The organism is Micromonospora sp. M51 (genome assembly GCF_018070305.1).
Taxonomy (GTDB): Bacteria; Actinomycetota; Actinomycetes; order Mycobacteriales; family Micromonosporaceae; genus Micromonospora; species Micromonospora parva.
Genome location: NZ_JAGPXZ010000065.1, coordinates 1 through 14,215, shown reverse-complemented (window position 1 = coordinate 14,215; position 14,215 = coordinate 1). Strand labels below are relative to the sequence as shown.

Here is a 14,215-nt window from a genome sequence, read left to right as displayed (position 1 = left end):
GGTCCGGAGCCGCCGAACCACCCAACGCCTGGACCGGCAGCGCCCGCGCCGCGCTCTGGAGTTCGCCGGCCAGCAGCCCGCTCGCCACATGCACGTCCACCGCCCGGCGGTACACCGACCGGGCCTGCTCGTCGGTGAACCGGCCGGTGTCCACGGCGGTGGCCACGAACCGGGTCTCGCCGAGGGCGTGGATCCGGGCCGCCGACGGCACGTTGGCCCCCAGCAACGCCGTGGTCTGCCGGTACGTCGGCGCCAGCTTGAAGATCCGCTGTGCGGCCTTGAGCGCCGGTCGCCCGGTGCGCAGCCGCTCCGGGTGGTCGCGCAGCAGCCGCTCCACGTTGCCGGTCGCGAGGTCGAAATCCGGGTTCGCGGTGAGCAGTTCGAGCACCACGTCCCGGTGCCCACCGAAGGCGCGCTCAGCCACGCTGGCCCGCTCGTCGCTGCCGTCGGCCCGCCCGCCCGCGGCGTCGGCTGCCGGGTCGGCGTCGGCTGCCGTCCCGACCGTGGCGCCCGCATCGCGTTCGAGCTGCGCGGTGAAGGCAGTGGTGGGATAGCGCCGCTCCAGCTTGCGGGCCAGCGCGCCGGCGTGCAGGTCGATCAGCTCCGGCCGGACCGGCTGACCGGCGACCCGGACATCAGCGGTGCTGTCCCCCAACACCCGGCGCCAGTCCGCCGGGGCCAGCCGGGCCAGCCGGCGTACGTCAGCCGCCCGCTCGATCCCCTCGCGGTGGCGGACCCGGTCGACGATCGTCTCGTCGTAGCCCAACACGTCGGCCAGCACGCTCGCCGCGCCGGCCGCCTCGGCGACCGACCGGTCGAGAAACACCGCCGCGTCGGCCAGCCGGGCGATCAGCCCGGGCAGGTCACCGGCGGCGTCGGTGGCGAGGAGACTCTGCACCCGCTCGTGCGCCCCGTCGACGAGGAACCGCTCCACCCGCCCGTACAACACCTTCGGCCGTTCCTGCGCGACGTACTCCTCGGCCTCCAACCGCACCCGGGCCAGCATCTCGAGGATCCGGTCCAGCTCGCCGAGCACGTCCTTGGGAACGTACCGGTGGCGCACGGCGTCGGCGACGGCGTTGCGGACGGTGTCCTCGTCGAGCAGAGCGATGTCGTAGTACAGCGGCCGCAGCTCGGTGTTCAGATCGACGTCGAACCGGGCCAGCGCGGCGCCGGTACGACTCGCGGTCAACAGCGTCCGCTCGGCGAGCAGCGCGTAGCCGAACATCGCCGGCAGCTTGTACGACGCCGCCAGCTTCTGCGCCACCCCGAAGTGCGCCAGCGCCGTCGCGGGCAGTCCGGTCTCGGCGGCCAGGAACGTCACGTCCTCGGCCTCGTCGTCCTGCCGCAGCTCGGACAACGGCACCTCGCCGAGCAACGGGACGATCGTGGCGAGGATCCGCTCGTACTCACTGCGTTCCCGCTCCCCACCCCCGGACAGATCCACAGTGAGCACGGCCAGCTCGGGGGCGTTGAACAGCACCGCGCTCAGCGGCGGGTCGGACAGGACACGATCGCCTGCGGACACCCGGACGAACAGGTCAGCGGACTGCTTCTCGGAGCGGGTGAACTGGTCGCGCGAATAGTCGACGCGATACAGCCCGTCGTCCCCGGTGCTCGCCTCGCCGAGTTGCTCGGCGTGCCGCAGGTCCCGGTCGAACGCGCCGACCGTCAGCGCGTTCGCCGGTCGCCCGTCGGCCCAACGCACCCGGCCCACCACCACGAACCGGGACGGCGGCTCGGCCAGCACCATCTGCACCACGTCCCGGGTCGCCCCGTCCACAACGCCGGTCACCGGCAGCTTGTGCGCCCGTTGGAGTTCGGCCACTCCGCGGCGGGTGGTCGGCCCGTACCGGGCGTCGACGAGTTCGTCGGTGGCGATGTCGACGGGCATCCGCAGCAACGCGGCGTGCAGCCGCCGGACATCATCGCTGGGGCGGTGCCGCCGCGAGCCCAACGGGCTGGTCATGAGCATCTCCGATCGTCCAGCAGCCGGCGACGGCGGCTGACTGACGCCGGTGCGACCGGGGGCTACCCGGCATCCTGCGGATCAGAGCAGCTCGGGAGCATCGCACTGTCCGAGATCCGCCTGCCCGTCTGGATGAACGGCGGCGGGCACTGCCGGTACGGCCGGTGGCGGACCTGACTACTGGTGCTCGCTTCGGCGATGGGCTCGACGCGTACTCGCTGACGAAGGGCTCCCCGAGCCGGCGCGGCCTCTCCTGCGGCGACCCGGTGAAACGCGTGGAGTTCGCCCCGGGCTTCCGGACCACAGAACTCGTCGCGTTCGTACACACCGGGGTCTCGCCGGAGTACAAGGGGCTGGTGATGCCTGTTCACATCCGTTTCGACGTCATGAGCGAAACATCGCTGGCACGCCCGTTCCCATGGGCCCTCGGAGCCACGCGAAACGGCACAAGGCGATAGAAGCAGTGCCGTCCGGGCCAAGGCCGGGAATACCCGCCCTCCCGGGACCACTTTCTGCGACCGGGCCATGCCCGCATCATTGGCGATTACGGTCCTTTGACGTGACCATCATTTGCGTTGTCGCGGTGGCGCTCAGTCTGACCACGCCCGCCGTGGTGCCCGCGTCACCGGCGCGACTGGCCGCGCCGTACGTGCCCTGCCCGGCCGTGAAGCCGCCGGTTGCCCCACCGCCCGCACCGTCTCCGCCGCCGGTCGACCCCGCCGACCTGGCCGTGGGCGGCGAGTCGCTGGCCACTGCCGGACTGTCCATTCCGGCCGGTGCGTCGAACGCCCCGGCGGTGACCGCCACCTCGTGGCTGGTGGCCGACCTCGACAGTGGCGCGGTGCTGGGTGGCTGCGGACCGCACGAACGCCGCACGCCGGCCAGCGTGCAGAAGATGTTGCTCGCCGCGGCCCTGATGCCGCACCTCGACCCGACGCAGGTGGTCGAGGTGACCCGGGCGGATCTGCGCGATCTCGATCCGGCCAGTTCGGTGATGGGGCTGGTGCCGGGCGGCCGGTACTCGATCGAGAGCCTGTGGCTGGGGCTTCTCCTGAAGTCGGGAAACGACGCCGCCAACGTGCTGGCCCGTGTCGGCGGTGGCAGCACCGGCCGGCCGGGCGGCGTGCAGGCGATGAACGACGAGGCCCACCGGCTGGGCGCGAACCAGACCCACGCGGCGACACCGTCCGGCCTGGACGGTCCCGGCCAGTACACCAGCGCATACGACCTGGCGTTGATCGCGCGGGCCACCTACGCCCGCGCGGACTTCCGGCGGTACGTCGCCACCCGAGTGGCGGAGATACCGGCCGGGCCGGGACGGCCCGGCCTCTCCCTCACCCACGACAACACGTTGCTGGACCGCTACCCGGGGACGCTCGGCGGAAAGACGGGCTTCACCGACCTGGCACGGCAGACGTACGTGGGGGTGGCCGAGCGCAACGGACGACGGCTCGCCGTGACCCTGCTCGGCGCGGAGACCGCGCCGCTGGGCAGCCTGGGCGAGGCGGCGGCGCTGCTGAACTGGGGCTTCGCGCTCTCCCCCGACGCGTCGGTCGGCCGCCTGGTCGGCCCGGACGAGAAGAAGCCTGACCGTCCGGTCTCCCAGGTGAAAGCCGATCAGGCGCGGACCGGACTGTCGATGTCGTGGATGGCCATCCTCGGCCCCGGCGCCGGCGGTGTCCTGGCCGTCCTGCTCCTGGCGGGTTCCGTGCGGCGAAGGGCGGCGCGGGCGGCAACCAAGCCGTCATCGGGATGAGGGGACCTTCGCCGCAGCTCGGGCCGTCGGCGGCCAGGACCGTGGTTCAGGAGCGGAAGGCGTCGCGGAGAAAGGTCTGCAGCGTACGCGCCGGACGGCCGGTGACGTGTTCGACGGTGTCGGTCACCTCGGCGAAGCCGCCGGCGCGGACACGCTCGAACGTCAGCGCGGAGAGGTCTCGTTCGAAGCCCTCGGAGCCGGCAACGGCCTCGTCGATCGTCACGTCCCGGTGGGCCACGGGACGTCCCGCCGCGGCGGAGAGCAACTCCGCGGTACGCGGCAACGACAGGGCCTCCGGACCGGATATCTGGTACGTCTGACCGGCGTGCCCGGGATCGAGCAGAGCCCGCTCGGCGACGGCCGCGATGTCCCGTGCGTCGATCCAGGCCACCAGAGCGTCGCCGCTGGGAAACGGCAGCTCGCCGGCACCGGTGATCTGGTCGCGGTAGAAGCGCGGGTCGGTGAAGACCTGCATGAACCAGCCCGGCCGCAGGATCGTCCACTGACGCCCGCTGTCGCGGACCGCGCGCTCGACGCGGGGCGCCCAGCCTGCGGGCCCCGGCTGGTCAGCGCCCGGATGGCCACCGTCCTTGTCGGACAGCAGCACGACCTTGGTCCGGGGCGCCATCTCGGCCAGCAGCGCACCGATGAGTTCCGGCGCGTCCGCGCGGTCCGGCCGGACCACGTAGACCGCGTCGACGCCGTCGGTCGCCGCCGCCCAACCGGACGGTTCGTCCCACGAGAAGGCGGTGGGCTGGACGCCGTTGATGCCGGGACCGGACGGATCCCTGGTGCCGCCGCGCACCTCGACGCCCTGCCGTGCCACGAGCAGCTCGGCCAGCGGTGCGCCCGTCTTGCCGCGTACCCCGGTCACCAGCACCCGGATCGCGGCAGCCGACGTTGATGTCCGCATCCTGCGCCCTCCTCCCCGGTTCGGCACCTGCTGGATCGTATCGCCGACCCTGACGATGCGGGGCGGTCCGGCGGCTCGGGCGCCGCCGAACGATGCCCATCGTGATCCCTGTGGCCTTGTCCATGCGTTCCGGGTATAGGTTCGGCGGATGGACATCGTCGCCGCGTGTCGGGCCTTCGTCGCCGTCAGCGGCCACGGCAGCTTCACCTCCGGTGCCGCCGCAGCGGGAATCCCCCAGTCGGTGGCCAGCCGCCGCATCGCCGCCCTGGAGGAGCACTTCGGGTCGCGGCTGTTCGACCGGACCTCCCGCGCGGTCCGCCTGACCCCGTTCGGGCAGGACATGCTGCCGACAGCGCGACGCCTGGTCGACCTCGCCGACGCCATGGCCGACGACGCCGAGCGGGCCCGGTTGCGGCCGCTGCGGGTGGCCGTACCCGAAATCTGCCCGCCGCACCGCCTCGCCGCCCTGGTGGCCGCCGCCCGACGGCAGCGGATCCACCTGGAGGTACGGCCGGCTGGTCCGCAGGAGCGCGCACGGCTCTGCCAGACCCTTGAGGTCGGTACCGGGATCGTGGCGGTTCCGGAGGCGACGGCGCTCTGGCGGGTGCCGCTCGGGCTGGCCGCCCGGACTCCCTTCCCGGCACCGACGGTGTTCCTGGAGACGCTGCGCACCGGCCGCGCCCGAACGCAGGCACGCCGCCGGATCCTGATCCAGCCCGAGGACGACGTCGCGCACCTGCGGGATCCGCTGACCCGCGCCGGCCAGTCGACTGGTCTGGCACCGGCCCAGGTGTCGATCGCGCCATCCCTGGTCGACGCCGCCGCGGCGGCCCTCGGCTCCCCCGATCTGCTGCTGTGCTCCCGTCAGCAGGCCGACGACTTCGGGCTGCACTGGTGCCCCCTCGCCGGCCTGCGACTCGTACGGGGGTACGCCGTCGCCGCCGGGGCACGCGAGGACCTCGACCAGCTCCGCACCGTCCTGTACGCGGACATCGCACGATGCCTGGGTGCGGCCGGGGACGGCACAACCGGTGACCGGCCGGAAGGGACTGCGACATGAGCGCCACCACCGTCGTACGCAACGCGCGTGACCTGCTGGACGAGGCAGGACTACGCGGTGCCTTCCTCGTCCGCGACCTCGACACCGGCCAGGAGATCGGCTTCGACGCCGACACCCCGTACCCGACAGCGTCACTGGTCAAGGTGCCGCTGGCGGTCGCCGTGCTGGAGCGGGTCGGGCGCGGGGAACTCGACCCGGCGACACCTGTCGACGTCGCGCCCGGTCGGATCACCACACCAGGCCCGACCGGGATCAGTCGCTTCCGCCATCCCGCGCGGGTCGCCGTGGACGACCTGCTCTACCTGAGCACCGCCGTCAGCGACGGGGTCGCCGCCGACGCCCTGTTCGACCTCGTCCCGCCGGCTGCGGTCAGCGCCGAGCTGCGGCGACTAGGGATCGAGGGCATCGCCGTGCGCCACCGGGTCGGCGACCTCGCCGAGACGCCGGCGGAACGATTCGGCCCCGACGACGCGCACCTGGCGCATTCCCTCGCCATCGGCGCGGCGACCCCCGGGCAGGGCCCTCCCGTCGCCCAGCTCGACGTCACCCGCGCCAACGCCGGGTCGGCACGGGCCTTCGTCGACCTGCTGCACGCCCTGTGGCGCCCCTCGACGATCCACGAGAACACCGCCGCCCGCGTACGCGCTCTGCTGGCGGACAACCTGCACCGGCAGCGACTCGCCCCCGACTTCACCTCTGACGCGTCCCGCTGGTCGTCGAAGACCGGCACGCTGCTGCACCTGCGCCACGAGGTAGGGGTGGTGGATCATGCCGACGGGCAGTCGTACGCGGTCGCCGCGCTCACCGCCTCCCGGGTCCCCGCCGTCGCACAGCCCGGCAGCGAGGCGACGATGGCCCAGGTCGCCCGGAGTTTGCACGATCACCTGAGGACCGGCACCCTGCCCTGGTGGGGTTAGTCCGCGCTGGTGGCCCGGGCTCGCCGCTCGCGCAGCCAGACCAGCACCACCATGGCGATGTTGACGGCGCCGAGGACCAGCAGGCCGCGTCACCGGAGTCGGTGGACCTACAACGTGCCGATCACGACCTCGGCCGCCTGGGCGATCAGGGCGTCGTCGTAGTCGGCATCCTTCTGGTCGCGACTGGACAGCACCGCGAGGACGATCGGCGCGCGGTCCGGAGGCCAGATCACCGCGATGTCGTTGCGGGTGCCGTAGCCGCCGGCACCGGTCTTGTCCCCCACGACCCAGCCGTCGGGCACACCGGCGCGGATCAGGTCGCCGCCGGTGGTGTTGCCCCGCAACCAACCGTTGAGCACGTCGCGGTCCGCCGGTTCGAGGGCGTCTCCCACGGCGTACGCCCGCAGATCCTCGGCCAGGGCCGCCGCGGTGCTGGTGTCCCGCCGATCACCCGGCCTCGCCTCGTTGAGCTCGGTCTCGTAGCGCGCCGGATCGGTGACCTTGTCCCCCACCTCGCGCAGTTCCTTCTCGAACTTCTGCGGTCCGCCGAGCTGGCGCAACAGCAGGTTGCCGGCGGTGTTGTCGCTGTACCGCACGGCCGCGTCGGCGATCGCGCGCAGCGTCATGCCCTCGGTGACGTGCTGCTCCGTGATCGGCGAGTAGGTCACCAGGTCGTCCGCCGAGTACCGCACCACCCGGTCCATCTCGCTGTCGGTGGTCTCGTCGAGGACCTCGGCGGCGGCCAACGCCTTGAACGTCGACGCGTACGCGAACCGCTCGTCGGCCCGGTACCGCACGGTGCGGCCGGTGCCGGTGTCGATCGCGTAGACCCCCAGCCGTGCGCCGAACCTCTTCTCCAGCTGCCGGAAGTCGGGGCTCGGGTCGGCGGCGGTGGACGCGGTGGCCGTCGCGGCGGGGTCGTCGGCCGGTTGCTCGGCGGCATCGGCGGGGCCGCAAGCGGCGAGGGACACCACTGCCGCCGCGGCCACCAGACGGTGTGTCGCACGAATCATGATCGCTCCTTGTCGGTGTCGTGGGTCCGACGCGGGCGCGCCGGTCGGACAGGATTCGACAGTGGCAGGGATCCGGCATGCGGTCGAAGACGGAAACGACGGTGTCCATGCTGATCTGACATGGTCACCTGCTGGTCACAGCCAGTCGTGTTCGCGGGCGTAGCGGGCCGCTTCGTGGCGGGTCCGGGTCTGGGTCTTGCGCATCGCGTTGGAGAGGTAGTTGCGGACGGTGCCCGGGGCGAGGTGGAGCCGGGCGGCGATGTCGGCGACCGAGTAGCCCTCGCCGGTGACCCGCAGGACGTCGGCCTCACGGTCGGTGAGGGGGTTGTCCTCGGTGACGGCAAGCGCGGACACGTCCGGGTCGATCCAGCGTTTGCCCGCGTGCAGGGTGGCGATGACCGAGGAGATGTGCGCCGGCTCGGCGGATTTACTGACGAAGCCCTGGACGCCGAGCTTCAGTGCTTTGCGCAGCACGCCGGGGCGGGCGTGCCGGGTCAGCATCAGGACGACCTGCTCCGGGCGCGTACGGCGGATCTCGGCGACCGCGCCGAGACCGTCCACGCCCGGCATCTCCAGGTCGATGACCAGCACGTCGGGCTCGGGCCGCAGGGTGGCCTCGACCGCCGTCTCGCCGTCGGACGCCTCGGCGAGAACGGTGACGTCGCCCTCCATCGGCAGCAGCGCGGCCAGAGCGGTGCGCAGCAGCGCCTCGTCGTCGGCGAGCACGATTGTGGTCATCGGCCGTCACCCCGCTCCGTCTCGGCACGCGCGGCGGGGAACGTCGCCGCCGTCCGGAAGGTCCCCTGCTGCTGGTGCACGGTCAGCTCGCCTCCGTCGTCCGCCACCCGTTGCCGCAGCGCCGCCAGCCCGCGCAGCTCCGGGGGCGCGGTGGCGCTCACCCCGTCGTTGACGATGGTGATGCCCGACTCGGAGAGGGTGATCTGCACCTGTCTGGCCTGCGCGTGCCGCAGGATGTTCGTGGTCGTCTCGCGCAGCACCTGGCCGAGCAGTTCGCTGGCGCGGGTGTCGACCTCGGCCTCCCGGGTCACCCGGACCCGGATGCCAGCGGCTTCGAACAGGTTCTTCGCGTTCTCGATCTCCGCGGTGAGGTTGAGCCGTCGTTGTGCGTAGGCGAGTTCCTTGGTCTGCGCAATGGTGTCGCTGACCAGCGCGTACGTCTCCCGTAGCTCCTGCTCCACCCGGGCGGTGTCCCGGAGCAGCAGTCGCTGGGCCAGGGCGATCTTCAGCTTGACCACGTGCAGGGTGTGGCCCTGGATGTCGTGCAGGTCGCTGGCGAACCGCACGCGCTCCCGGACCACGGCCAGCTCCGCCTCACGTTCCCGGGTCTGTTCGAGCTCGCGGATGAGGTCGTAGAACCGCTCGCCCACGATGGTGAAGACCGTCACGAGAATGGTCAGGACGGTCGGGATGAGAACGTAGGTGACCAGGACGTGGCCGATGTCGTCCCGCTGCACCAGCAACCGCGCCGCGCCGACCGCCGCGACATAGCCGAACAGCCCGGCCAGCGCCAGCTTCCGGTGCCGTCGCACCTCGCGCATGCCGAGGGAGCCCACCGCGCAGAACCCCCAGTAGGCGTTGGGGCTGCCGCTCACCAGAACTCCCAGTGGCCACACCGCCGCGGCCACGACCAGGCAGGGCAGCACGACCCGGGCGAGGTCGTTGGCCGTCCACCGTTCGAAGGCCACCAGGGCCGCCGCGGCCCCCGGCGCGAGGATGATCAGGTGCCACCAGGTACGCGTGTCGGTGTAGACCAGGACCACCGCGGCGAACACCACCGGCGGCAGTGACGTGGCGAGATTGAGCCGGCGCAGCCTTCCCTGCGTCGACTCGGTGAAGCGCGGTGAGCTGGCGGTCACCAGACCAGTATCGGCCAGCCGGACGCCACGACCAGTGACACCACGTCACATGCGGTGATGACACGGCGCCACTGACGGGACGGCTCCGCCCGCGCTGTCATTGGTGCATGTCCACCACACCAGTCATCGAAGTCGAACGGCTGAACCTCACCTACGGCGACTTCCACGCCGTGAAGGATCTTTCCTTCGAGGTACGCCCCGGAGAGCTCTACGCACTGCTGGGCACCAACGGAGCCGGGAAGACCTCGACCCTGGAAGTCGTCGAGGGTCACCGCAGGCCAACCTCGGGCACGGTACGCGTCTTCGGGCACCGCCCCGACGACCGGCAGGCGACACGTCCCCGAATGGGCGTCATGCTCCAGGAGAGCGGTTTCTCCCCTGACCTCACCGTACGTGAGTCCGTGGGCCTGATCGGCCGGCTCACCCGGCGCACCGACGACGTCGACCGGGTGATCGACCTGGTCGACCTCACCGGCCGGGCCGGGCGCAAGGTCTCGCAGCTGTCCGGCGGGGAGAAGCGGCGGCTGGACTTCGCCACCGCGGTCTACGGCACCCCGGAGCTGATCTTCCTGGACGAGCCGACCACCGGCCTCGACATCCAGTCCCGCGACGCCGTCTGGGCAACGGTGGACCGGCTCCGGGAGAACGGATCGACCATCGTGCTCACCACGCACTACCTGGAGGAGGCGCAGCAGCGCGCCGACCGGATCGGGCTCATGCACCAGGGCGTCCTCCATCGCGAGGGCACCGTCTCCGAGCTGACCCGCACCCTCCCCGGCGTGATCCGCTTCTCCCTCGCCACACCGGTGCCGCCGCTACCGCTGCAGGCCGACGTGGACGCCGACGGGAAGGTCACCGTCGAGTCCTTCGAGCTGCAGAAGGACCTGCACCTGCTGCTCGGCTGGGCGCAGGCCCACGCCGTGGAACTGCGCGACCTGGCGGCCGGGCCGACCCGGCTCGACGACGTCTTCCGCGCCATCAGCAACTGATCCGCGCATCCCGAAGGAGCCTCACCCGTGTTGTCCATCGCGTCCAGCGAACTGATCCAGATCTTCCGCAACCGACTGATACTGATCACCAGCCTCATCATCCCGGTCGCGGTCAGCGCGTTCTTCGTGCGTCAGCACGAGACGTACGCCGCCCTCGGGAGCCTCGGCTACATCGCCGCGATCGTCACGTTCACCGTGGCCGCGTTCGGCCTCTACGCCACGGCCGTCACCACCCTGGCCTCCCGGCGGCAGAACCTCTTCCTCAAGCGGCTGCGCTCCACCGCCGAGAGCGACCCCGGCATCCTCGCCGGCCTACTGCTGCCCGTACTCGTCATCGCGGCGGTGCAGGTGGCCGCGATCCTCACCGCCCTGGCCGTGGTCGCGGGTGGACCGTCGAACGTCGCCCTGCTGGTGGTGGCGATCCTCGCGACCCTGGCCATGCTGATCGGCCTGGCGCTGGCCACGGCCGGGCTGACGACCTCCCCTGAACACGCCCAGGTCACCACCCTCCCCATCACCCTCGGGGTCATCGCCGTGACCACCTGGGTGGGTATCTCCGGCACCGAGAACCTCGCCTGGCTCAAGCGGTTGCTGCCCGGCGGCGCGGCCACCGAACTGATCATGAACGCCTGGAACGGCGGCGTCGCCGTCACCGACTCCCTGCTCCTGCTCGCGCCCACGCTCGGCTGGGTCGTCATCGCCGTCAACCTCGCCACCCGCCTCTTCCGCTGGGAGCCCCGACGATGACCACCGCATCCCGCTCGGACACCCCGACCCTCGTCGAAGACCTCCTGCTGCTCCTGTTCCAACCCAGGTCCGGGACCATCGCCGGCGAGAACACCCTCTTCTACGTCCTCGGTGGAGCCGTCCTCGCCGAACTCGCCCTCGGCGAGCACCTGACCACGACGGACCGGGGGCGGGTCAGCGGCGTGCCGGGTCACCCACCGTCGGACGGCCTCCTCCGCCCGGCCTACGACTACCTCGCCGAGAAACCCCGAGGGGTGCAGACGGCACTGGCCGCGATCGGTCCCGTCCTGCGCGAGCCGGTCCTGCAGCGGCTCGTCGCGCGCGGCGACATCGACCAGGAGCCCCACAAGGTGCTCGGCCTGTTCCGGACGACGGCCCTGCGCGACGGTCGGACCGAACGACGGGCCCGCCTGCTCGCCGAGGTTCGGCAGGTTCTCGTGGACGGTGCGCGGCCGCAGGCCCGGGTCGCCGCGCTCACGGCACTGCTCTCGGCGAGCGGGACGCTCCCGCAGTTCCACCGCGAGATCCCGTGGACCGCACCGGTGATCAACCGAGCCAAGGAACTCGAACAGGGCGACTGGGGCGCCGACGCCGCGGCGGCAGCCGTGACCCGCACCGTGACGGCCACCGTCGTCAACAGCGCCATCGTGGCCATCTCTGTCCTTCCGCGAAGTTAGCCCGACCGCGTCCAGCTGAGCTGGATCCCGTACGGAAAAGGAGGCCCGCGTGACCGCGCCGCCGCACCCGCCGCGTCGTCCACGACGCCGATGGCTCCGGATCGTCTCCGGCATCTTTGTCACCGTCGTGGCCGCCGCCAGCCTCGGCGTCGCCGGCCTGCAACTCGGCCTGCCCTGGCAGATGGACGACGGCGACCGCAACCACGTCTACACCGGTGCCGCCGGGTCGCAGCGTTACCAGGTCCACGTTCCGCCCCACCAGGTCGGGACGGCCGGGTTGCCGGTCGTCATGGCGATCCACGGCTGCGCGATGACCGGTTACGGGTGGAACTCCATGAAGTCCACGACGCAGTTCAACCGCCTGGCCGACCGGGAGGGCTTCATCGTCGTCTATCCCACACAACTGATCTCGCGCAACGTGATCGCCTGCTGGAACTCCGGCGACGCCCGGGACCAACAGCGGCACACCGGCGAGCCGGCACTGCTCGCCGGTGTCGCCCGCCAGGTGGTCGAGGAGTACGACGCGGATCCCGCGCGGGTGCACGTCGCCGGGGCCTCGTCGGGCGCGGGGACCGCCGTCATCCTCGCCGCCACCCACCCCGACGTCTTCGCCACGGTGACCTCGGTGGCCGGCGGGGAGTACGGGCTCAACCAGGTCGACCCGGACGACCCGGGCTCGATGTCGCCGCTGGACACGGCACGTCAGGCCAGGGCCCAGATGGGCGAGCGGGCCCGCCGTGTGCCGATGCTGATCATTCAGGGTGAGCGGGACGAGGTCGTGCCGCCCCTGGTCGCCACCCGCCTCGTCGCCCACTGGACCGCGGTGGGCGACCTCGTGGACGACGGGCTGCCCAACGGCAGCCTCGACCCGACCGAGAAGACGGTGTCCGTGCCGGCCGCCCAGGGTCGGCACGCGTACACGCACTCGACGATCACGGCGTCGGACGGCTCTTCGGTCGTCGAGGCGTACCGCGTCCAGGGCATGGGGCACGCGTGGCCGGGACCGGACGGCGACGGCCGCTACACCGATCACGCCGGCCCCGACGCCAGCGCGATCGTGTGGGAGTTCGCCAAGCGCCACCCGATGCGATGAGCCCGGCCGCCCGGACGGTGCCCCTCGGCACCTTCTGGCCCGGAGCCGCGCACCCCTTCGCGCCACCGTGCTACGCCGAGCGGGCCGTTCCCGAACTGACCTGCCGCATCACCACCTCGTCAACTCCGGCAACGCGGTGGTCCTCACCGGACACAGCCACGGCTCCGTCCTGCTCGCCGCGACCGTGCCGCAACTGCCGGCACGGGTCACCGACCGGATCGCACTGCTGACCCACGGTTCCCCCGCTGCGCCGGTTGTACGCCCGGCTCTTTTCCGCCTGCGTCAGCGACGAGGTCATTCACGAGATCGCCGACCGGGTCGGCTGGCGGTGGGTGAACCTGTGGCGCGACAACGACCTCCGCCGACGGGCGCTTGCACACCGAGGTCAGTCACCTGCTCTCAGGGCATTGAGCACGGCGGTCACCTCGGGGCGCGACGCGGCCGCTCGCCGGACCCCGGCGGTGATGCGCCGGGTCAGCGGCGGGTTCAGCGGTCGGGTCACCACCCGGTATCGCGGGTCCACCGCCAGCTTCGGCAGCATGGTGATCGAGCGGCCATTCTCCACGTGCCGCAGCGCCAGCATGTAGTTGTTGAACCGACAGATCACCACGGGCTCGAAGCCGGCCTCCCGGCACAGCCGGGTGGACAGCTCGGACATGTACGAGCCCGCGACGTCGAACGTCCAGCGCTGCTGCGCGCACGCCTCCAGGTCGACCGATTCGGCGCTGGCCAGCGGATGCTCCGGGGGCAGCACCAGCACCACCGGGTCGGTGGCGAGCGGCACCAGGTAAATCTCCGGGGAGAGCTCGGCGCCAGCGAAATCGGCGGTCGTGATGATCAGGTCGACGTCGCCGCGACGCAGCGCCGGCATGCTCTCGTGCGGCTCCAACTCCAGCAACACCACGCTCACGTCCGGGTGTCGGGTCGCGAGACGGGCAAGCGCCGGTTCGGCGAGGGCTTGCACGGCGCTCTGGAACGCGGCCACGGTGACCGTGCCGGCCGGCTCCTCGGCGAGGTGGCGCAGCTCTGCCTCGGCCGCGTCCATGGCCGCGAGGATCTCCCGAGCCCGGCCGGCAAGCAACATTCCAGCCGCGGTGAGCCGCACCCGCCGCCCGGTGCGTTCCAGCAACGCGGTGCGGGTCTCCCGTTCCAGCGTGGCCAGTTGCTGCGACACCGCCGACGGGCTCAGGTTGCCGCGCTGCGC

Annotated in this window: 13 protein-coding genes and 1 pseudogene; 8 read left to right on the top strand and 6 right to left on the bottom strand. The window is 71.8% G+C overall.

Annotated features, from left to right (window positions below):
* The coding region (locus tag KBX53_RS06140; protein ID WP_210858099.1) for a peptidoglycan-binding protein at positions 1–1,969 on the bottom strand (1,969 nt) is incomplete at its 3' end.
* Positions 1,970–2,528: 559 nt separating this feature from the next.
* On the opposite strand from KBX53_RS06140, the gene KBX53_RS06135 reads away from it, so the two are divergent.
* Positions 2,529–3,725, top strand: coding sequence for a D-alanyl-D-alanine carboxypeptidase (locus KBX53_RS06135; RefSeq protein ID WP_309140719.1), 1,197 nt, complete (start codon positions 2,529–2,531; stop codon positions 3,723–3,725).
* A gap of 46 nt (positions 3,726–3,771) precedes the next feature.
* On the opposite strand, the gene KBX53_RS06130 is transcribed toward KBX53_RS06135, so the two are convergent.
* Positions 3,772–4,638, bottom strand: a complete 867-nt coding sequence (locus KBX53_RS06130; protein ID WP_210858097.1) for an NmrA family NAD(P)-binding protein — start codon at positions 4,636–4,638, stop codon at positions 3,772–3,774.
* A 148-nt stretch (positions 4,639–4,786) separates the two neighbouring features.
* Here KBX53_RS06130 and KBX53_RS06125 point away from each other — a divergent pair, with 148 nt between their 5' ends.
* Complete coding sequence (locus tag KBX53_RS06125) at positions 4,787–5,698, top strand: LysR family transcriptional regulator (RefSeq protein ID WP_210858096.1); 912 nt, start codon at positions 4,787–4,789, stop codon at positions 5,696–5,698.
* Positions 5,695–6,615 carry a serine hydrolase gene (locus KBX53_RS06120; protein WP_210858095.1) on the top strand — a complete coding sequence of 307 codons (921 nt, stop codon included), beginning with the start codon at positions 5,695–5,697 and terminating at the stop codon, positions 6,613–6,615. The genes KBX53_RS06125 and KBX53_RS06120 overlap by 4 nt, the downstream gene beginning before the upstream one ends.
* 107 nt (positions 6,616–6,722) lie before the next feature.
* Here KBX53_RS06120 and bla read toward each other — a convergent pair whose 3' ends face one another.
* The 3 genes from bla to KBX53_RS06105 all read right to left on the bottom strand — a co-directional run bounded on the left by bla (position 6,723) and on the right by KBX53_RS06105 (position 9,505).
* A complete protein-coding gene (gene bla, locus KBX53_RS06115; RefSeq protein WP_210858094.1) occupies positions 6,723–7,628 on the bottom strand; it encodes a class A beta-lactamase in 906 nt (301 codons plus the stop codon).
* A 135-nt stretch (positions 7,629–7,763) separates the two neighbouring features.
* Complete coding sequence (locus KBX53_RS06110; RefSeq protein WP_210858093.1) at positions 7,764–8,366, bottom strand: response regulator transcription factor; 603 nt, start codon at positions 8,364–8,366, stop codon at positions 7,764–7,766.
* Positions 8,363–9,505, bottom strand: a complete 1,143-nt coding sequence (locus KBX53_RS06105) for a histidine kinase (protein WP_210858092.1) — start codon at positions 9,503–9,505, stop codon at positions 8,363–8,365. The genes KBX53_RS06110 and KBX53_RS06105 overlap by 4 nt, the downstream gene beginning before the upstream one ends.
* A gap of 107 nt (positions 9,506–9,612) precedes the next feature.
* Here KBX53_RS06105 and KBX53_RS06100 point away from each other — a divergent pair, with 107 nt between their 5' ends.
* From KBX53_RS06100 to KBX53_RS36190, 5 genes and pseudogenes are all read left to right on the top strand, one after another.
* Positions 9,613–10,494 (top strand): ABC transporter ATP-binding protein, encoded by an 882-nt coding sequence (locus KBX53_RS06100; protein WP_210858091.1) that lies wholly within the window; start codon positions 9,613–9,615, stop codon positions 10,492–10,494.
* 27 nt (positions 10,495–10,521) lie between these two features.
* Positions 10,522–11,241 (top strand): ABC transporter permease, encoded by a 720-nt coding sequence (locus tag KBX53_RS06095; RefSeq protein WP_210858090.1) that lies wholly within the window; start codon positions 10,522–10,524, stop codon positions 11,239–11,241.
* The gene (locus KBX53_RS06090) at positions 11,238–11,918 is read left to right on the top strand and encodes a GPP34 family phosphoprotein (RefSeq protein ID WP_210858089.1); all 681 of its coding nucleotides are present in this window, start codon (positions 11,238–11,240) and stop codon (positions 11,916–11,918) included. The genes KBX53_RS06095 and KBX53_RS06090 overlap by 4 nt, the downstream gene beginning before the upstream one ends.
* A 49-nt stretch (positions 11,919–11,967) precedes the next feature.
* Positions 11,968–13,011, top strand: a complete 1,044-nt coding sequence (locus tag KBX53_RS06085; RefSeq protein ID WP_210858088.1) for a PHB depolymerase family esterase — start codon at positions 11,968–11,970, stop codon at positions 13,009–13,011.
* A 23-nt stretch (positions 13,012–13,034) separates the two neighbouring features.
* Positions 13,035–13,367, top strand: a pseudogene (locus tag KBX53_RS36190) (hypothetical protein); the annotation flags it as partial.
* A gap of 29 nt (positions 13,368–13,396) precedes the next feature.
* On the opposite strand, the gene KBX53_RS06080 reads toward KBX53_RS36190, so the two are convergent.
* Positions 13,397–14,215, bottom strand: an 819-nt coding sequence (locus tag KBX53_RS06080; RefSeq protein WP_210858087.1) for a LysR family transcriptional regulator, incomplete at its 5' end; no start/stop codon positions are given.